Here is a 17,450-nt window from a genome sequence, read left to right on the forward strand (position 1 = left end):
GCTCGCGACGGGCGGGCCGAGTTGCTTGAGGAAACGACCATGTTGAAGTGGGCCATCATCCTGGCGGTCATCGCCCTGATCGCCGGCGCCCTGGGCTTCACCGGCATCGCCGGCGCGGCCGCGGGCATCGCCAAGATCCTGTTCTTCCTGTTCCTGATCGGCTTCATCATCTTCGCCGTGCTGGGCGTGACGGTGTTCAAGAGCGTGACCAGGGAGTGAGGCCCAAGGGGCAAGCGATCGCGCACCGATCACTTGCCCCCTACGGACCGCTTCGCGGTCGTCTTCCCCCGGGAGGGGGAAGAGCCTTCGCGTTCGACGCCTCGCGGCTCCGCCCCCTACGGGGGCGGACAGACCGCGTAGCGGTCAGGTGGGGGCAAGTGGGTGAGCCGCCGACCTATTTGGCGGCGGTGTAAGCCTTCGACTGCTCCCCGACGACCGACACCAGGTCTCCCATCGTCAGGTTCACGTCCACCAGGTGCAGCCCCCAGTCCTTCAGAGGCTGGCCCAGCACCAGCAGGTCGCCGGGGATGTTGTCGGCGCGGGGATCGGCCTTGTCGGGGTGCACCGTCACGGCCAGGTAGTCGAAGCCGTCCTGGCTGACGCACTCGGCCGAGACCAGGCCCGGCAGCTCGACGAAGGGCGTCGAGACGGTCACGTCCTTGGCCCAGACCGTGGCCGGGCGCATGGCCGTGCCCATGATCGTGCGGTCGCTGAAATAGCTGCGCACCGTCGCCGAGCCGCCGGCCAGGGCCGCCGGGTTGACGCAGGCGGCCTTCATGCCGGGCTCGGCGACCTTGCCGAAGAACTTGCTGGTCGGCGGCGGCGGCGCGTCGGCGCGGAACGAGACGTAGCTGATCACGCAGCCGGTCTGGCCGGCCTTGCGGCACAGCGGCAGCGAGCCGTAGGCGTCCTTGGCCGGGTCGACGGGCGTGTTCATGCCCAGGATCAGGGCCGAGACCAGCTGCTTCTGCACCGGCTTGCCGTCGATCTCCTCCTTGATCAGCCGCAGCAGGATGCGCGAGCCCTGGGAGTGGCCGATCAGGACGACGCCGCGGCCGTGGTTGTCGCGGGCCAGATAGTCCTTCCAGGCGTCGCGCACGTCGGCATAGGCCAGCTCGCCGTCGCCGGTCGAGGCCTGGCCCATCATCAGCTTGCGCAGGGCCGCGATGGTCACCTGGCGATAGCTGGGGGCGTACAGCTTGCAGACCGACCCGAAGCGGGCGAACTGCTGGTCGGCCACGGCCTTTTCCGGCAGGTCCGGCGTCATGTCGCTGTTGCCGCCCGGGTCGCTGGACACGGTCGGATAGACGTAGAAGCAGTCGATCGGGGCGTTCGGGTCGGCCTTGAAGGTCTCGACGCTGGTCTTGCCGTCGGCCTGGACCACCGTGGCCGTCTGGTCGGCGGCGCAGGCGTCCTGGCGGCCGGGACGGCACAACCAGTTTTCCTCTTTGGCGTAGTTGTTCGGCACCGGCGGCGGCGTGGCCGAGTTGCGGGCGCAGGCCGCCGTGCTCAGGCCCAAGGTCGCGATCAGGCCCAGCGCGGCCCACTGCTTGCGTGACATCCCTACCCCTCCAACGTTTGTTTGGCGCGGAGGATGGCTTGGGTAGCGGGATAAGGGAAGGCGCCTTTCCCGCCCAAATATCGTTGTCATCCCGGAAAGCGCGCAGCGCTTGTCCGGGATGACAACTGTTTTGGATGTCAGAGAGGAGGCTAGCTCCCCGGCACGATCGCCTTCAGCCGCGCCTCGCCGGTCGGGGCCTCGCGGCGCGGCGGGCCGAAGCCGCCTTCGGGAGGAGCGCCTTCCGGCGGCGGGCCGGGCGGAGGGCCGTCCGGGAAACCGCCGGGCGGCGGACCGCCCATCGGCCCGCCCCGGGGCCCACCGGGCCCGAAGCCCTGGTCCTTCCAGTCGGCGGCCGGGTCGACGCCCAGGGTCAGGGCCAGCTCGTAGCCGTCCTTCAGTTCCCGGACCGCCGCGACCATGGCCTCGCCGCCCTGCAGGGCGATGCCGTCCTGGCGGTTGAAGGTGTCGCGCCTGCGGGGCCGGCGATAGGCCGGGACGTTCTCGTACAGCCATTCCGACAGGGCGTCGGGCGCGAACAGCTGGCTGGTCAGCACCGTGCGGGCGTCCAGGAACACCTTCAGGTGCATGTGCGGGGTGCGGCCCTCGTACCAGCCGGGCCAGATGCTGCGGAAGCTCGCGCGGCCCTCGGCGTCGGTGACCTGGGCGCCGCGCAGGAACCTCGTGCCCTTGGCGCCGGTCCGGTGGTCGTCGCCCCCCTCCTCGTTATTAGGGCCCTCGTAGCCCGAATAGATCCCCGCCGCGTCGCAGTGCCAGAGGTCGACCCGCGCGCCCTTGATCGGCCGGCAGCCGCCGTCGACCACGGTGACCGCCACCCGGACGGGAACCCCGGGCCGCCCCTCGGTGACGTCCGAGCGGTCGAGCTTCGGGTCGAACCAGTAGGGTCCCTGGGTGACCTGCGGCGTCAGGCGGCAGACCTTGCCGGAGACGGGCGCCGGGGCCGGCTCGCTGCAGGCGGAGGTCGCGCTCAGCACCAGGGGCGCGGCGCCGGCCAGGGTCAGCAGGCGACGGCGGGCGGGGTTGGTGAGGGCGGGGTCGGCGGTCTTGCTCATGACGACGGGTCCTGACGGACGCACGCTACGGGCGTGTTTCCGAAAGATATCAGAGGCCGATACGCTTGGGGCGACCTCGGCTAGGCGCCGACGCTCCCCCCCTCGTCATCCCGGGCCTTGTGCCCGGGACCCCTGGTTCAGCTCGCACGTGAAGCGCCCATGGCGCGCCAGCGCGCCACCCTCCCGCACCTGCGGCGGATAGAGGGGTCCCGGGCACAAGGCCCGGGATGACGGCCGCATTTGAAAGACCGGGTTCAGCCCGTCACGCCGGCAGCCAGCGCCTCGGGAACTTGTCGCCCAGGGCGCGGGCCTCGCCGGGCTTCAACCCCAGTTCGCGCATCCGGTAGGCGACGACCTCGCGCAGGGCCTCGACCGGTTCGCGGCCGCCCGACGGGCTGGAGGCCACGGGGCCGGCCTGCATGGCCAGGTCGACGGCGGCCCACTCGGCCTGGGCGCGGTCGGGCTTGCCGACGGCGAAGTAGTGGCGGACGGGCAGGCGCTCGCCGGCCACTTCGACCATCACGCCGACGACCCAGCCTTGAACGATCAGATCGGCGTCGGGGCGCTGGCGGAACATGCGACCGGTTTAGCGATTTCGCGCGGCGGCTCAAGCTTCGCCGCAATTGGTCCAAGCGGCGCCGCAAATCGGCCGGGCCGAGCGCCTCAACCTTCGGACGCAAGGCGGGCGGAGGCGACCGATGGCCGAGCGGAGACCCTGGCGGACGCGGCTGGCGGCGGGCGGAGCGGGCCTGGTGATCAATGTCGGCCTGCTGGCCCTGCTGACCCTGGAGCGCCGGACGCCGCCGATGGCCGAGCCGCCCGCCGTGGTGGTCGCCCTGGAGCCCCGCGCCAGCCCGCCGGAGCGCCGACGATCGCCGCCGGCCCGCCGCGCCGGCGCGCCCGCCTCCACCCCGCCCCTTGAAGCGCCGCCCGACGTCGACCCGCTGGTCCTGCCCGCCGCGCCGCCGGGGAACGACCTGTCGTCGACCGTCGAGCCGCGCTGGCGGGTGGGCGGCGGCGAGTATCTGGACCCGGAGACGGCCCGCCGGGCCCGCCGCGCCTGGGAGGCGGCCGAGGACCGCCGCTACAAGCGCGCGTGCCTGGGCCAGTCGGACGAGCACATGACGCCGGAGGAGAAGGACGCCTGCTGGGACGCCTGGGGTGGAAACGCGCCGCTCAGCGGATCAGGCGGATCGCGACCTGGGCGGCGATACCCAGGACCAGCCACAACGTCACCCCGGCCAGGATCAGGTTGATCGTTGGCAGGCGCGGTTCGGGCGGGCGGGGAATCCTAGGCGAACGGCGGGGAAGCGGGGCGTCCATCGCGTTTCTCCCTGCGGACGCGTCGGACGCGCGCCTCGCGGGAAGTGTACGCCTACAACCTTTCAATTCATACGAGCAAATACTCTCGCAAAGAGAGTGACGCGATCAGCCCAGCACCTGGAACGCCGCCTGGCTGACCACGCCGAGGATCAACCACAGGCCCAGCCCCAGGACGATGAACACCGGACGCGGCGAGCGCCGGTCGCGGAACCCGTGAATCTCGTGACGCGCCATGTCCTGCCCTCCAGGAACGCCGATGCGTTCGCGGAGTCAGAAACGGGCTTGGCCATAATTTCGCTGCATGTGTTAACGCGAGCGTGATCGGTTATCCACAAGCGCGGCCGCACGCTTGCGGAACCCGCCCGTCAGGAGCTTGCCGGCAAGCCAGCGGCGCACGGGTTCGTCGTAGAGCTTGAGGCAGGCCCAGGCGATCGCCACCGCGACGACGAACACCCCGGCTCCCAGCAGGGCGCCCTGGGCAGGCGGGACCTTCTTGTCGATGACCCAGCCGGTGTAGATGTAGATCAGCGGATAGTGGGTGATGTAGAGCGGATACGACAGGTCGCCGAAGAAGCGGGCGATCCGCACCGACGGCCCGTCGGCGTCCTTCTCGCCGGCCCCGAGGGCCACGATCAGCGGGAACAGCAGGATCACGCAGGCGGCTTCGTACAGGCCGTTGACCCACAGCGCCTTGCCGCCGAAGCGCGGCAGGGCCAGGGCCACGATCAGCAGCAGGCTGCAGACCGCGAAGGCGTTCCTGACCTTGATCCGCTTGCCCAGCCGCATCAGCAGGACGCCCGCGAAGAACGGGAAGACGACACGGGTCAGGCCGATGCGGACGCCGTTGGCGTCCAGCGCCCAGCCGCCGATCAGGTCGCCCCGCGGGCCGGTGACCAGCAGGTGGATCGTGGCCAGGCCGGCCAGGGCCACCAGCACGCCCAGCGCGCGATTGGACAGCTTCCGCAGGCCCACGGCGTAGAGGACGTTGGCGAGGTACTCGTAGAACAGCGACCATTGCGGGCCGTTCAGCGGATAGATCTCGCCCCAGCCCCGGATCTCGGCCGAGGGCCGCAGCGGAATCATCACGAAGCTCAGCAGCAGCACCCCGACCACCTGCCAGGCCGTGACGGTCTCCAGCTTGGGGAACAGCGAGAAGTGCTGGAAGCCCAGCAGCGCCGCCCCGATCAGGCCGCCGACGATGATCATCGGCTGCAGCCGCACCAGGCGCCGCTTGTAGAAGTCCCACTGGCTCATGCCCGCCCAGCGGTCGTCGTAGGCGTAGGCGATCACGAAGCCCGACAGCAGGAAGAAGAAGTCCACCGCCAGGTAGCCGTGGTTGACGATCTGCTTCTGCGGATCGCCGCCGCTGTAGGCCTCGAACAGGTGGAAGACGACCACCATCAGCGACGCCACGCCGCGCAGCCCGTCCAGGATGACGTAGTGGCTCTTGGCGGGCGCGGTCGCATCGGTCGACGTTGCGGCGGCTGAGGCGGTCATTCGGTGTTTCCCCCGGCTTCGTTGGCGGCTCCCGTTTAAGGATCGCCCGGAAGGCTTCTTGGGTTTATCGTTAAACCACAAGCGTATTTTTGACGGGGACGCCGAAGCGATGAGCCGGGGACGCCGGACCGGCCAGGCCGGACGGGTGACGATCAAGGCGGTGGCCGCCCGGGCCGGGGTGTCGGCCATGACGGTGTCGAACGTCTTCAACGACACGGGCAAGTTCGGCCGCGAGACCCGCGAGCGGGTGCTGGCCGCCATCGCCGAGCTCGGCTACGTGCCCAACTCGGCCGCGCGGCGGCTGGTGGGGGCGACGCCCGCCCGGGTGGGCCTGCTGTACGCCGGGGTCGACAGCCTGTTCATCGACGGGGTGCTGGCGGCCACGGCGGTGGCCAGCGCCGAGCGCGGCCTGCAGCTGATGGCCCGCAAGGCCGACTCGCCGGAGGACGCCCTGGCCGTCGCCCGCGCGCTGCAGGAGGCCGGCGCCGACGCCCTGCTGCTGCTGCCGCCGTTCGACACGGTGATGGCCGGCTCGGCCCGCTTCCGGGCCCTGGGCCTGGCCGCCGCCGCGATCGCCACGGCCGCGCCCCTGCCCGGCCTGTCCACGGTGCGCATCGACAACCGCGCCGCCTCGCGGGCGGTGACGCAGCTGCTGATCGACAAGGGCCGGCGGCGGATCGCGGTCATCGCCGGGCCGCGCGACCACTCCGACAGCGTCGAGCGCCTGCTGGGCTGCCGCGAGGCGCTGGCGGCGGCCGGCCTGCCCTTGCCGGACGATCTGGTGGTCGAGGGCCGCTTCACCTTCGAGTCCGGGCTGGAGGCCGCCGAACGCCTGCTGGACCTGGCCGAGCCGCCCGACGCGATCGTCGCGGCCAACGACGACATGGCCGCCGCGGTGCTGTGGATCGCCCACCGGCGCGGTCTGGTCCTGCCCCGCGACCTGGCCGTGACGGGCTTCGACGACACCCTGCTGGCCACCCGCGTCTGGCCGTCCCTGACCACGGTACGCCAGCCGATCGACCGGATGACCGCCCGGGCGCTGGATCTGCTGCTGGACGCCCTGCGTCTGGGGCCGGAGGCGGCGCCGACGGACGTGCTGGAGACGCATGCGCTGGTCGAGCGGGCGTCGACCTAGACCTGAGACGGGGACATGCACTTGTGCGTGTCCCCAGCGGCGGCGCGGCGGTTTGGGGACACGCACAAGTGCATGTCCCCGGCCCCTACCCCGGCCCAAAGAAAAAGGGCGGGACCTTTCGGTCCCGCCCTCGTTCTTCAGCCGAGCCGACGTGGACTAGAAGTCCATGTCGCCCATGCCGCCGGGCATGCCGCCGGGGCCGCCGGCCGGGGCCGACTTCTTCGGAGCTTCGACGATGGCGGCTTCGGTGGTGATCAGCAGGCCGGCCACCGAGGCGGCGTCCTGCAGAGCGGTGCGGACCACCTTGGCGGGGTCGATGACGCCGTCGGCGACCAGGTCGACATACTGTTCGGTCTGGGCGTTGAAGCCGAAGGTCGCGTCGTCCTTCTCGAGGATCTTGCCGACCACGATCGAGCCTTCCACGCCGGCGTTCTCGGCGATCTGACGGATCGGGGCCTGCAGGGCGCGACGGACGATGGCGATGCCGGCGGTCTGGTCGTCGTTGTCGCCCGTGAGGGTCGCCAGCGCCTTCGAGGCCTTCAGCAGGGCGGTGCCGCCGCCGGGGACGATGCCTTCATCGGCGGCCGCGCGGGTCGCGTTCAGGGCGTCGTCGACGCGGTCCTTCTTTTCCTTCACCTCGACTTCGGTCGAGCCGCCGACGCGGATGACCGCGACGCCGCCGGCCAGCTTGGCCAGGCGCTCTTGCAGCTTTTCCTTGTCGTAGTCCGAGGTGGTGTCCTCGATCTGCTTCTTGATCTGCGAGATGCGGGCCTCGATGGCCGACTTCTCACCGACGCCGTCCACGATGGTGGTGTCGTCCTTGGTGATCGAGACCTTCTTGGCCTTGCCCAGCATGTCGAGCGAGACGTTCTCGAGCTTGATGCCCAGGTCTTCGCTGACGACTTGAGCGCCGGTCAGGATGGCGATGTCTTCCAGCATGGCCTTGCGGCGGTCGCCGAAGCCCGGAGCCTTGACGGCGGCGACGCGCAGGCCGCCGCGCAGCTTGTTGACCACCAGGGTGGCCAGGGCTTCGCCCTCGACGTCCTCGGCGATGATCACCAGCGGACGGCCCGACTGGACGACGGCTTCCAGCACCGGCAGCAGCGGCTGCAGCGACGACAGCTTCTTTTCGAACAGCAGGATGAGCGGCTCTTCGAGCTGGACTTCCATCTTGTCGGCGTTGGTGATGAAGTACGGCGACAGGTAGCCGCGGTCGAACTGCATGCCTTCGACGACGTCGAGTTCGGTCTCGGCGGTCTTGGCTTCCTCGACGGTGATGACGCCTTCGTTGCCGACCTTGTCCATGGCGCGGGCGATCATGTCGCCCACTTCCTTGTCGCCGTTGGCCGAGATGGTGCCGACCTGGGCGATTTCGGCGTTGGTGGTGACCTTCTTCGACGACTTCTTGATCTCGTCGACGACGACGGCCACGGCCTTGTCGATGCCGCGCTTCAGGTCCATCGGGTTCATGCCGGCGGCGACCGACTTGAGGCCTTCCTGGACGATGGCTTGCGCCAGCACGGTGGCGGTGGTGGTGCCGTCGCCGGCCTTGTCGTTGGTCTTCGAGGCCACTTCGCGGATCATCTGCGCGCCGAGGTTCTCGAACTTGTCAGCCAGTTCGATTTCCTTGGCGACCGAGACGCCGTCCTTGGTCGAGCGCGGGGCGCCGAACGACTTTTCGATCACGACGTTGCGGCCCTTGGGGCCCAGGGTCACCTTCACCGCGTTGGCGAGGATGTTGACGCCGCGCAGCATCTTGTCGCGCGCGTCCGAGGAGAAATAAACGTCTTTAGCGGCCATTTGAGAGCCCTTCTAAAAGAGAAACTTGGAGAGGAAACGGTCGAGCTGTCAGCCGGGCCTTAGGCCTCGACGATGCCCAGGACGTCGCTTTCCTTCATGATCAGCAGGTCCTGGCCGTCCACCTTCACTTCGGTGCCGGACCACTTGCCGAACAGGATGCGGTCGCCGGCCTTCACGTCGAGAGCAACAACGTCACCCTTCTCGTTGCGGGCGCCGGGGCCGACGGCGACGACTTCGCCTTCCTGCGGCTTTTCCTTGGCGGTGTCGGGGATGATGATCCCGCCCTTGGTCTTGGTTTCTTCTTCGACGCGCTTCACCAGGACGCGGTCGCCGAGAGGGCGAAATTTCATGAGTCTTCTCCGTCGGGACGGTTTTAAATTATGGTTCGTAAGCCAGCGGGGAGCGTCGCTGTTAGCAGTCGCTCCCATCGAGTGCCAACGCCGGGCAGGAGTTAGGACCGCCCCCCGGGGGAGTCAAGGACGGCCCCCAAATTGCTTGGGCGCCGATTTGCCGTGGGTGAAAGCCGCTCAAGCTCAGACGGCGGACGGAAAGCCGGGTCGCAGGCGTTGGATCAGGAAGATCAGCACGAGGACGGCGCATGACAAGGATCCCCCTCCTCACCGGCCCGGCCTTCGCCGCCCTGCTCCTGCTGGGCGCCTGCGCCAGCGACGCCACCCTGCCCGTGCGCACCGTGACCGACGTCGACGCCGACGCCGGGACGGTCGAGCTGGTCAGCGGCCAGGACCTGGAGATCGCCCTGCCCCTGACCGCCGGCACGGGCTACGGCTGGCGGCTGGACCAGGAGCCCTCGCCCCTGCTGGCGGGCGGCTCCAGCTTCCAGACCGAGGCCAAGGCGCCCGGCGCGCCGGTGCGGACGGTCTATCGCTACACCGCCGCCGCGCGCGGCCGGGGCGACCTGTCCTTCACGCTCAAGCGCCCCTGGGAGCTCGACGCGCCCGGCGACCGGCGGGTGGTCTTCCACATTCGCGTGCGCTGAACGCCCGACGACGCCCCGATTTCCGGACGCGCGAGGATTGTTGCAACGCCGCAAACACTCGCGGGAAACATCGCATAACGATGCTATTCCAACGCCTCGAAGGAAAATGGAAAAATCTTTTGAGGGCCACCGGTTTCCGGGACGTCTTTATGGGCGTTTTCCAGCAAATGCGGCCATGGTGTGTCCCTGACGCGACAGCGTTCTCCTAGTTTTATGACAAAGCTGTAATTGTCGTTGACCGGATTCGGAGCGGCCGATTACCTCGCCATCCGGGGAAAAACATCGACTCCGTATTCGCTCAACACACCGCGCACGAACCCTTCGTGCGTGCATGGGGGTACTTTTGCAAAAATCCACCACTCGCGCGCGCCTGCTCGCGTCTTCGCTGCTGTGCGGCGCCGTCCTGGCCGGTCCGTCCCTGGTCCTGGCTCAAACGGCTGACAACGCCACCGTCGAAGAAGTCGTCGTCACCGGTTCGCGCATCAAGCGCGACACCTTCTCGGCCCCGTCGCCGATCGCCACGGTGTCGAACGAGACCATCACCGACTCGGGCAACGTGATCCTCGGCGACGTGCTGATGGACCTGCCGATGGTCAACGCCAACAGCAACGCGCAGAACACCTCGTCGACGCTGTTCAACGCCGGTCAGGCCCGCATCGACCTGCGCGGCCTGGGCGCCTCGCGCACCCTGGTGCTGGTCGACGGCCGCCGCCACGTGTTCAGCGACGCCGCCTCGCCGGCCGTCGACCTGAACATGATCCCCTCGCTGATGGTCGAACGCGTCGACGTCGTGCCGGGCGCCGGTTCGGCCGTGTACGGCTCGGAAGCCATCGCCGGCGTCGTCAACCTGATCATGGTCAAGAAGTACGACGGGCTGAAGCTCGACGTGCAGACCGGCATCTCGCAGGAAGGCGACGGCGAAGAGTACCGCGTCGGCGCCCTGTACGGTCACAAGTTCCTGGACGATCGCCTGAACGTGGTGGTCGGCGCCGAACTGGCCCGCCAGGAAGGCATCATGCAGAAGGACCGCGACTGGGCCATTCCGGGCATCCGTCGCGACACCACCAAGGCTTCGCAGCCGGTGATCATGAACAGCCGCTCGAACACCTCGCCCTACGCGACGTTCCAGCTGATCGGCGGCAACACCCTGGGCACGGCCCGCGCCGTGACCCTGGACGTCCGCGACCCGACCAAGGTGGTCCGCCTGTCGGCCCCCTGCTCGACCGCCACCGTCCAGCCGACCTGTCAGGACGAGGCCCTGTTCTACAGCGGCGTCCTGAACCAGTTCCAGAACGAGACCAGCCGCGGCTCGGTGCGCGGCTACGCCGACTACGCCGTGACCGACCACGTCAAGCTGTTCGGCGAGTTCAGCTACGCCCGGGCCAAGGCCTACGGCATCTTCCAGCCGGCCTTCTCGTCGGCCGTCGGCGGCGGCACCATGCCGGTGACCCTCAAGGGCGACAACGCCTTCCTGAACGGCACGGGCTCCACCGCCGCGGCGCTGCGCGCCGAATGGCTGGCGGCCGGCAAGACCCTGACCGCCGCCCAGACCGCCCAGGTCGGCAAGTTCTGGGTCGAGTTCGGCGGCCGTAACGTCGAGACCGACCGCGAAACCGTCCGCGCCGTCGTCGGCATGAACGGCGACTTCGACGCCATCGGCCGCAACTTCTCGTGGGACTGGTACGCCCAGTACGGCAAGACCACCGGCGACACGACCTCGTTCAACGTGCCCAACATCCAGAAGGTGCAGTGGGCCACCGACGCGATCCTGGTCGGCGGCAACGTCGTCTGCCGCGCCACCACCGTGGCCGCCACGGCCGCCGCGGCGGCCGGCTGCAAGCCCTGGGACCTGGTGAACGGCGCCTCCAAGGACGCGATCAACTACACCAACGCCACGGCCACCACGACCGCCGACATCAAGCAGACCGTCGCCGGCGCCAACATCACCACCGACCTGTTCACCCTGCCCGCGGGCGCGGTGGGCGTGGCCGCCGGTGTTGAATACCGCAAGGAAGAAAGCACCTTCATCCAGGATCCGGTCTCGGCCGTCCCGAACACGCTGTTCTTCAACGCCGTCGGCACCCGCGCCGGCCAGTACGACAGCAAGGACGCCTACGGCGAAATCCGCGTTCCGGTCTTCAAGGACCTGAAGTGGACCTACGACCTGAGCGTCGAAGCGGCCGGCCGCATCAGCGACTACTCGACCATCGGCACCGCCAAGCAATGGCGTCTGGCCGGCGAGTGGGCGCCGATCCGCGACATCCGCTTCCGGGCCAACAAGGGCACCTCGGTGCGCGCGCCCAACATCGTCGAGCTGTACTCGCCGCAGAGCGTCAACTTCACCAGCACGGCCCAGGACCCCTGCGACAAGTCGCAGTACGGCGGCCTGAGCGCGTCGCAAGTGACGACCCGCGTGGCCAACTGCTCGGCGGCCATCAGCGGCTACAACAAGGACACCTTCGTCTCGAACATCGGCACGGGTCGCTCCTCGCTGCAGCTGCAACAAGGCGGCAACCCCGACCTGAACGAGGAAAAGGCCACCACGACCCAGATCGGCGTGGTCCTGCAGCCGCGCTTCATGCCGGGCTTCCAGCTGGCCTTCGACTGGTACAAGAGCGACATCACGGATGAAGTCGGCACCGTCCCGACCCAGACCCTGCTGACCGACCTCTGCTACAACTCGACCACGGCCTACGCCTCCAACCCGTTCTGCGCCCAGATCATCCGGGACGCGACCGGCAGCTCGCAGACGCCGGCCGCCGGCGTGGCGGGCGGCATCAGCCGCGTGATCCTGCTGAACCAGAACGTGGCGTCGGTGAAGATCGAGGGCTGGGACTCCTCGGCCCAGTACCAGTTCCCGCTGGCCAGCCTGCTGCAGGTGAGCGACGAGATCGGCGACGTCAGCCTGCGCGTCGACGTCACCCGTCAGTATCACTGGAAGCTGCAGGGCCTGCCGGGCCAGGCCTTCACCGAACTGGCCAACGCCATTCCGAACGCGACCCCGGAATGGAAGGCCAACATGGCGGCCACCTGGGCGGGCCAGAAGCTGCGCCTGCAGTGGCAGACCCGCTTCATCGGCTCCATGGCCGTGGCGACCCCGTCCACGCCGGTCTCGTCGCTCGATCCGTACTACACGGACGACCACTTCGAGCACGACGTGCGCGCCACCTACCGTCTGAACGACCAAGTGTCGTTCCGCGGCGGCGTCGTGAACGTGACCAACGAGCGTCCGCCGTTCCTGCCCGAGACCTACACGGGCACGGGCACCGGTTCGTCGACCTACGACAACCGCGGCCGCTTCTTCTTCATCGGCGCGACGATGACCTACTAGGCCTCGCGTCGGTCCCGGGTTCGCCCGGGGCCGGTTCGAGCGGAGGGGGCGGCGGACCATCCGGTCCGCCGCCTTTTTTCGTTGGGCGCTTTCCTGGCCTTGGCGCGGGCGCGGAAACTTGGTCTTGATGGGTCGGTGACGGAGGATCCGCGATGATCGACCATATCGGCCTGACGGTGAGAGACCTCGACGCCTCCAAGGCCTTCTACGACGCCGCCTTCGCCCCGCTGGGGATCGACGTGGTGATGAGCGTCGGCGCCGAGGAGACCGGCGCCCACGCCTTCCTCGGCTACGGCCCGCGCGCCGACGGGCGCGACATCCAGGCGGGCAAGCCCAGCTTCTGGATCGGCGGCGGCGACACCCTGACCGGCCCCATGCACGTGGCCTTCACGGCCGGGACGCGGGCGGCGGTCGACGCCTTCCACGCCGCGGCCCTGGCGGCCGGCGGCCGCGACAACGGGGCGCCCGGCCTTCGGCCGCATTATCACCCCAACTACTATGGAGCTTTCGTGCTCGATCCGGACGGCCGCAACGTCGAGGCCGTCTGCCATGCCCCGGCCTAGACGAGCGGAGACCCTGCGAGCGTGACCATCTCGAGCTACGGCCTTTCGCTGATCCTGGCGATCATCGCCTGCGTGATCGGCGGCGCCCTGGGCGGCCTGACCCTGGTCCGCCCCGGTTCGGTGCTGGGACTGACCGCCCTGGGCGGCGACCCGCCGCCGGCCGGGGAGGGGGACGGCGACGCGCCGCCCGCCGCCTCGCCGACCGAGGGCCGGGCCCTGGGCGGCCTCCTGATCCTGTCGCACGCCACGGCAGCGCTGTTCCTGGGCTACCAGTCCAACGTCGGCGCGGCCATGGCCTTCGCCCTGGCCATGGCCTGGACGGGCGCGGCCCTGGGCCGGGCCGTCTCGGCCCTGGTGGACAAGTCGAAGGAGCGCCTCAACCTGGCCAGCCTGGCCTTCGAGGTGATGATCGCCGTCACCCTGTCGCTGCCGTTCTTCAACGCCGGCCGGCTGGTGGTGCTGCGCGGCCACGGGATGCTGGTCTAGGGCGCCCGCCCGATCAGCGCGCCGCGTTCGCCGCTGAATCGATGCGCTGTTTCGCCCCGGCCTCCGCGTCGGTCAGTCTGGCCCGATAGGCCTCGTCCCTCGCCCGCAGCGCATCGTGGCGCGCCTTCAGCAAGGTTCTGGCTTCCTCCTCGAAGGATACGGGGCGGCCGGCCACTCGGCGATCCGAAAGGTCGCTGGACATGGCGACATGCTCGTCGGAGATGAGGCCGCCGATGCAGACGTGGGCGTCGGAGATGGCCATGCTGGTCGCAACGTGATTGTCGCTTGTGGCCATGCTGGTCGCGACGTGGTTGTCCGACCGTCGCGCCCATTCCTGCAATTTCGCCGTCTCTCTCTCAAGCTCCGCCTCGCTGGACAGGTTGACGAACCCGCCGCCGCCCGCGCGCGCGACCGCGGTCAGCTTCGCCGCCTCGCCCGACGGCAGGTTGAAGCCGATGACGTTGACGATCGCCCGCGTGCGGCCGCTGTTGATCCGACGGGCGACGGCCACGGGATCGCCGCCGCACGTCTCCTCCCCGTCCGACACCACATAGATGACCTGCTCCCCGGGCGTGGCCGAGGCGGCCAGCAGCGCCTCGGCGCGATCGAGTCCGGCGGCGAGCGGCGTCCAGCCCACCGCGCGGACCTCTCCCAGCGCCGTGCGGAGCCGCCCCCGGTCCGCCGACATCGGCGCCAGCACGTCGACGGCGGAACAGGATTTCGCCTTGCCGGGCTGGCTGTTGTCGCCCTGCTGGCCGAAGACCAGCAGGGACGTTTGCACCGATGCCGGCAGTCCGTCGACGAAGCCCAGCGCCGCCTCCCGCGCCAGTTCGAGCTTCGTCCGGCCGCCCATGCGTCCGGCCATCGAGCCGGATCCGTCGATCATCACGATCACGCGCGTCGGCGGAACTCGGGGGGCGATGTCACCGGCGGGGGCTTTCAGCGCCGGCTGCTTGAGCGCCACATCCTCCTTGAAGCACGCCTCCGGATCTTTCTTCGTGAACTGGGCGACATAGGCCCGCGCCTCTGCCGAACCTCCCGGGGCTTTCGCGCCGGCGTCGACCTGGCCGCGATCGGCCGCGGCGTTCCGGTCGCCCCGGGGGCCGCCGCAGCCGATCAGCGCAAGGGCGAGCCCACAGGCCACAAGACTAGGAACTGGAACGGCTGTCATTTCCGCGTCGCCTCTCAGGCGGACCGAGGCGCCGGATCACGCGCCGCGATGGTCTGTCGGGGATGCGAACGGGCCGCGAAACATTGGGTTCCGGAACACCGCTGGGCGTATCGCCGCCCCCTCACCGCCCCCGCAGGGTCTGGGACGGGCTCTCGCCGAACATCGCCCGGTAGGTCACCGAGAACCGGCCCAGCTCCCAGAAGCCGTGCTCCAGGGCCACCTGGGTGACCGAGGCCCCGGCTTCGCGGCCGGCGACCAGGGCCTTGCGGGCCGCCGACAGGGCCCGCAGCCGCAGATAGGTCCGGGGCCCCACGCCCAGCCCCTCCTCGAACGCCCGGTTCAGGGTCCGCCGCGACAGGGACAGGGCCTGGCAGAGCTCGGGGATCGCCACGGCCCGGCCCGGACGCTGGTCCAGATGGTCCTCGACCTGGCGCAGGATGCGGGCGCTGTTGATCCAGCCCTGCCGCCGGGGCTCGCGGCGCACGCCGTCCGCCAGCGCGGTCAGGAAGCCGTCGACGACGCCGTCGCGCAGGGCGGCCTGGGCCTGGGGCGTCAGCAGGCTCCCCTCCCAGGCCAGAAGCTCGAGCCGGGCCTTCAGCTCGACGTGCAGTCCCAGGGCCAGCTGCGGCCGCAGCCGCGCGCAGGCGCTCCACGGGCGGTCGTCGGCCAGGCCGTCGAAGGCGCCGGCGCGATCCCGCAGCCGCTCCAGCGGCGCCGTCAGGGCGGCGTAGGCCGTCAGCCCGTGTTGGCGGGCCTCGCGCTCGCCGCCGTCCGGCAGGATCAGCAGGTCGCCGGCCTGGACGTCGTGGCCCCATTCGGTCGGCCGCCCTTCGCCGGGGTCGGGCGTCTGCTCCAGGACCACCACCAGGGCGGCGGCGCCGGCGGCCATCACCCCGCGCAGGCGCAGGTCGCCGGTGATCCGGCCCAGGGTCAGGGTCAGGTCGCCGTGGATCGCGTGGGCCAGGGCGCCCCGGCAGGGGGCCGCGCTCAGCTGGGTGACCGCCAGGTCGGCGCCGGGGACCGCCTCGCGCAGGTCCTCGACGCCGGCGATCTCGCGCCCCGTGAAGCGGATCGGACGGCCCGGGTCTTCATTTCCGCGCCCAAGGCATGAACCATTCATCCGGCAATGCTGTCGCCATACAAGCCGGCCGTAAATCAGGGTTTTACCCTATTTTTCGGCGACAAGTGCAATCTAGGGAATGATTACCCAGGGATAGTGGAACAACTGCATCTCGAAGGTCTCATGCCTTGGAAAAATATCTCGCGGATTGGACGGAAACAACAATTCGACATCAAGGTTAATTTGGCGAGATGTGCATAGCGGCTGCTTGCCCAAGGCCCGACAGTGAAGGTCGATGACGGGCGTCAGGAGACGGCGATGGGATCGCGGACTTGGGCGGGGGTCGAGGACTTCGGCACGCTGGATGTCGAGATCACCCCCGACTGGGCGGCCTTCGCCCATTGGACCCCGGCCCAGCGGGCCCTGAAGGTCGAGCTGGACGGCGAACGCCGCCAGGCCGAGCAGGTCGCCGAGAGCACCGGCCGGCTGGTGTCGCGCCTAGTCGCCGAGATGGTCGCCGCCGAGCGGCCCCGGGCGCCCGACCTGGCCGCCTGACGCGCCAAGCCCGGCGACCTTGCGCGCGTCCCTCGGGGCGCTAGTCTCGCGCCATGACCCAACGCCCCCTCGACCGCCGCAACGTCCTGATCGGCGCCGGCCTGCTGGCCGCCCTGCCCGCCGTCGCCCTGGCCCAGACCGCCCCGACGCCGACCCCTGCCCCGGCGGCGCCGGCGCCCAAGCCGCCGGTCTATGTGGCGATCGATACGCCGCAGGGCCGGATCGTCATCGAGCTGGCCGTGGCCCAGGCCCCGATCACCACCGCCAACTTCCTGCGCTATGTCGACCGCAAGCTCTACGACAAGGCCACCTTCTTCCGCGCCTCGCGCGCGCCCGGCGCGGTGGACTACGGCCTGATCCAGGGCGGGCTGCAGGGCATCGGCGCCCTGCCGCCGGTCGCCCACGAGCCCACCACCCAGACGGGCCTCAAGCACGTGGACGGCACGGTCTCGATCGCCCGCACCGCGCCGGGCACGGCCACCTCGGACTTCTTCATCTGCATCGGCGACGCGCCCTATCTGGACGCCAATCCGGCCGCGACCGGCGACAACCTGGGCTTCGCCGCCTTCGGCCGGGTGGTCCAGGGCATGGACGTGGCCAAGAAGATCCTGGCCCTGCCCACGCCCGGCAAGGCGATCAACCCGGTGATGAAGGGCCAGATCCTCGACCCGCCGGTGCCGATCACCTCGGCCCGCCGCATCCCCGCCCCGACGGGACCGGACGTGACGCCGCCGCCGCCGCCGCCGCCGCCGCCGCCGCTCTGACGGCTTTCAAATACTATCAACCGTTGTCATCCCGGAAGCCTCGCAGAGGCTGTCCGGGACCCAGGGGACTGGGCGGACGCGGTGCGGTTCACCTGGATCCCGGACAAGCGCTGCGCGCTTTCCGGGATGACAACGTG

At 69.8% G+C, this 17,450-nt stretch carries 18 protein-coding genes; 9 read left to right on the forward strand and 9 right to left on the reverse strand.

Annotation, left to right across the window (positions count from 1 at the left end; genetic code table 11):
- Positions 1-39 precede the first annotated feature (39 nt).
- Positions 40-219 (forward strand): DUF1328 domain-containing protein, encoded by a 180-nt coding sequence (locus BR39_RS0104785; RefSeq protein ID WP_029908246.1) that lies wholly within the window; start codon positions 40-42, stop codon positions 217-219.
- A 175-nt stretch (positions 220-394) separates the two neighbouring features.
- On the opposite strand, the gene BR39_RS0104790 is transcribed toward BR39_RS0104785, so the two are convergent.
- The 3 genes from BR39_RS0104790 to BR39_RS0104800 all read right to left on the reverse strand — a co-directional run bounded on the left by BR39_RS0104790 (position 395) and on the right by BR39_RS0104800 (position 3,208).
- Entirely contained in the window at positions 395-1,561 is a 1,167-nt protein-coding gene (locus BR39_RS0104790) for a DUF3089 domain-containing protein (RefSeq protein ID WP_029908248.1), read from the reverse strand.
- A gap of 149 nt (positions 1,562-1,710) precedes the next feature.
- The gene (locus BR39_RS0104795; RefSeq protein ID WP_029908249.1) at positions 1,711-2,631 is read right to left on the reverse strand and encodes an intradiol ring-cleavage dioxygenase; all 921 of its coding nucleotides are present in this window, start codon (positions 2,629-2,631) and stop codon (positions 1,711-1,713) included.
- Between the two features lie 262 nt (positions 2,632-2,893).
- Entirely contained in the window at positions 2,894-3,208 is a 315-nt protein-coding gene (locus BR39_RS0104800) for a hypothetical protein (RefSeq protein WP_029908252.1), read from the reverse strand.
- Between the two features lie 121 nt (positions 3,209-3,329).
- Between BR39_RS0104800 and BR39_RS26365 the strand changes: the two genes are divergently transcribed.
- Positions 3,330-3,887, forward strand: coding sequence for a hypothetical protein (locus tag BR39_RS26365; RefSeq protein ID WP_156035580.1), 558 nt, complete (start codon positions 3,330-3,332; stop codon positions 3,885-3,887).
- Between the two features lie 172 nt (positions 3,888-4,059).
- Here BR39_RS26365 and BR39_RS26920 read toward each other — a convergent pair whose 3' ends face one another.
- On the reverse strand, positions 4,060-4,188 hold the full coding sequence (locus tag BR39_RS26920) for a hypothetical protein (RefSeq protein WP_231499398.1): 129 nt from the start codon (positions 4,186-4,188) through the stop codon (positions 4,060-4,062).
- Positions 4,189-4,260: 72 nt separating this feature from the next.
- The gene (locus BR39_RS0104815; RefSeq protein WP_051695192.1) at positions 4,261-5,451 is read right to left on the reverse strand and encodes an acyltransferase; all 1,191 of its coding nucleotides are present in this window, start codon (positions 5,449-5,451) and stop codon (positions 4,261-4,263) included.
- 109 nt (positions 5,452-5,560) lie between these two features.
- Between BR39_RS0104815 and BR39_RS0104820 the strand changes: the two genes are divergently transcribed.
- Positions 5,561-6,586 (forward strand): LacI family DNA-binding transcriptional regulator, encoded by a 1,026-nt coding sequence (locus BR39_RS0104820; protein ID WP_029908256.1) that lies wholly within the window; start codon positions 5,561-5,563, stop codon positions 6,584-6,586.
- Positions 6,587-6,742: 156 nt separating this feature from the next.
- Here the strand turns inward: BR39_RS0104820 and groL are convergent, their stop codons facing one another.
- Together groL and groES are read right to left on the reverse strand one after the other, a co-directional pair.
- Positions 6,743-8,386: a chaperonin GroEL gene (gene groL / locus BR39_RS0104825; protein WP_029908259.1), complete on the reverse strand. Its 1,644-nt coding sequence runs from the start codon at positions 8,384-8,386 to the stop codon at positions 6,743-6,745.
- 59 nt (positions 8,387-8,445) lie between these two features.
- Positions 8,446-8,736, reverse strand: coding sequence for a co-chaperone GroES (gene groES / locus BR39_RS0104830; RefSeq protein ID WP_029908260.1), 291 nt, complete (start codon positions 8,734-8,736; stop codon positions 8,446-8,448).
- A gap of 248 nt (positions 8,737-8,984) precedes the next feature.
- On the opposite strand from groES, the gene BR39_RS0104835 reads away from it, so the two are divergent.
- The 4 genes from BR39_RS0104835 to BR39_RS0104850 all read left to right on the forward strand — a co-directional run bounded on the left by BR39_RS0104835 (position 8,985) and on the right by BR39_RS0104850 (position 13,763).
- On the forward strand, positions 8,985-9,383 hold the full coding sequence (locus tag BR39_RS0104835) for a protease inhibitor I42 family protein (protein ID WP_029908262.1): 399 nt from the start codon (positions 8,985-8,987) through the stop codon (positions 9,381-9,383).
- A 343-nt stretch (positions 9,384-9,726) separates the two neighbouring features.
- Positions 9,727-12,714, forward strand: coding sequence for a TonB-dependent receptor domain-containing protein (locus tag BR39_RS0104840; protein WP_029908264.1), 2,988 nt, complete (start codon positions 9,727-9,729; stop codon positions 12,712-12,714).
- A gap of 152 nt (positions 12,715-12,866) precedes the next feature.
- Complete coding sequence (locus BR39_RS0104845; protein WP_029908266.1) at positions 12,867-13,277, forward strand: VOC family protein; 411 nt, start codon at positions 12,867-12,869, stop codon at positions 13,275-13,277.
- A gap of 27 nt (positions 13,278-13,304) precedes the next feature.
- Positions 13,305-13,763, forward strand: coding sequence for a DUF4345 family protein (locus BR39_RS0104850; RefSeq protein WP_029908268.1), 459 nt, complete (start codon positions 13,305-13,307; stop codon positions 13,761-13,763).
- A 13-nt stretch (positions 13,764-13,776) separates the two neighbouring features.
- On the opposite strand, the gene BR39_RS25660 is transcribed toward BR39_RS0104850, so the two are convergent.
- On the reverse strand, positions 13,777-14,934 hold the full coding sequence (locus BR39_RS25660; RefSeq protein ID WP_081916546.1) for a VWA domain-containing protein: 1,158 nt from the start codon (positions 14,932-14,934) through the stop codon (positions 13,777-13,779).
- A 121-nt stretch (positions 14,935-15,055) separates the two neighbouring features.
- Positions 15,056-16,054, reverse strand: a complete 999-nt coding sequence (locus BR39_RS0104860; protein WP_051695196.1) for a helix-turn-helix domain-containing protein — start codon at positions 16,052-16,054, stop codon at positions 15,056-15,058.
- Between the two features lie 258 nt (positions 16,055-16,312).
- Between BR39_RS0104860 and BR39_RS0104865 the strand changes: the two genes are divergently transcribed.
- Positions 16,313-16,549 carry a hypothetical protein gene (locus tag BR39_RS0104865; protein ID WP_029908274.1) on the forward strand — a complete coding sequence of 79 codons (237 nt, stop codon included), beginning with the start codon at positions 16,313-16,315 and terminating at the stop codon, positions 16,547-16,549.
- A gap of 53 nt (positions 16,550-16,602) precedes the next feature.
- Complete coding sequence (locus BR39_RS0104870) at positions 16,603-17,313, forward strand: peptidylprolyl isomerase (protein ID WP_029908276.1); 711 nt, start codon at positions 16,603-16,605, stop codon at positions 17,311-17,313.
- Positions 17,314-17,450: the final 137 nt, after the last annotated feature.

This window comes from Caulobacter sp. UNC358MFTsu5.1, from assembly GCF_000712075.1.
GTDB lineage: Bacteria > Pseudomonadota > Alphaproteobacteria > Caulobacterales > Caulobacteraceae > Caulobacter.

Coding starts and splice junctions, on each gene's coding strand:
- BR39_RS0104785 (WP_029908246.1), top strand. CDS start 40: ATGTTGAAGTGGGCCATCATCCTGGCGGTCATCGCCCTGATCGCCGGC.
- BR39_RS0104790 (WP_029908248.1), bottom strand. CDS start 1,561: ATGTCACGCAAGCAGTGGGCCGCGCTGGGCCTGATCGCGACCTTGGGC.
- BR39_RS0104795 (WP_029908249.1), bottom strand. CDS start 2,631: ATGAGCAAGACCGCCGACCCCGCCCTCACCAACCCCGCCCGCCGTCGC.
- BR39_RS0104800 (WP_029908252.1), bottom strand. CDS start 3,208: ATGTTCCGCCAGCGCCCCGACGCCGATCTGATCGTTCAAGGCTGGGTC.
- BR39_RS26365 (WP_156035580.1), top strand. CDS start 3,330: ATGGCCGAGCGGAGACCCTGGCGGACGCGGCTGGCGGCGGGCGGAGCG.
- BR39_RS26920 (WP_231499398.1), bottom strand. CDS start 4,188: ATGGCGCGTCACGAGATTCACGGGTTCCGCGACCGGCGCTCGCCGCGT.
- BR39_RS0104815 (WP_051695192.1), bottom strand. CDS start 5,451: ATGACCGCCTCAGCCGCCGCAACGTCGACCGATGCGACCGCGCCCGCC.
- BR39_RS0104820 (WP_029908256.1), top strand. CDS start 5,561: ATGAGCCGGGGACGCCGGACCGGCCAGGCCGGACGGGTGACGATCAAG.
- groL (WP_029908259.1), bottom strand. CDS start 8,386: ATGGCCGCTAAAGACGTTTATTTCTCCTCGGACGCGCGCGACAAGATG.
- groES (WP_029908260.1), bottom strand. CDS start 8,736: ATGAAATTTCGCCCTCTCGGCGACCGCGTCCTGGTGAAGCGCGTCGAA.
- BR39_RS0104835 (WP_029908262.1), top strand. CDS start 8,985: ATGACAAGGATCCCCCTCCTCACCGGCCCGGCCTTCGCCGCCCTGCTC.
- BR39_RS0104845 (WP_029908266.1), top strand. CDS start 12,867: ATGATCGACCATATCGGCCTGACGGTGAGAGACCTCGACGCCTCCAAG.
- BR39_RS25660 (WP_081916546.1), bottom strand. CDS start 14,934: ATGACAGCCGTTCCAGTTCCTAGTCTTGTGGCCTGTGGGCTCGCCCTT.
- BR39_RS0104860 (WP_051695196.1), bottom strand. CDS start 16,054: ATGAATGGTTCATGCCTTGGGCGCGGAAATGAAGACCCGGGCCGTCCG.
- BR39_RS0104865 (WP_029908274.1), top strand. CDS start 16,313: ATGGGATCGCGGACTTGGGCGGGGGTCGAGGACTTCGGCACGCTGGAT.
- BR39_RS0104870 (WP_029908276.1), top strand. CDS start 16,603: ATGACCCAACGCCCCCTCGACCGCCGCAACGTCCTGATCGGCGCCGGC.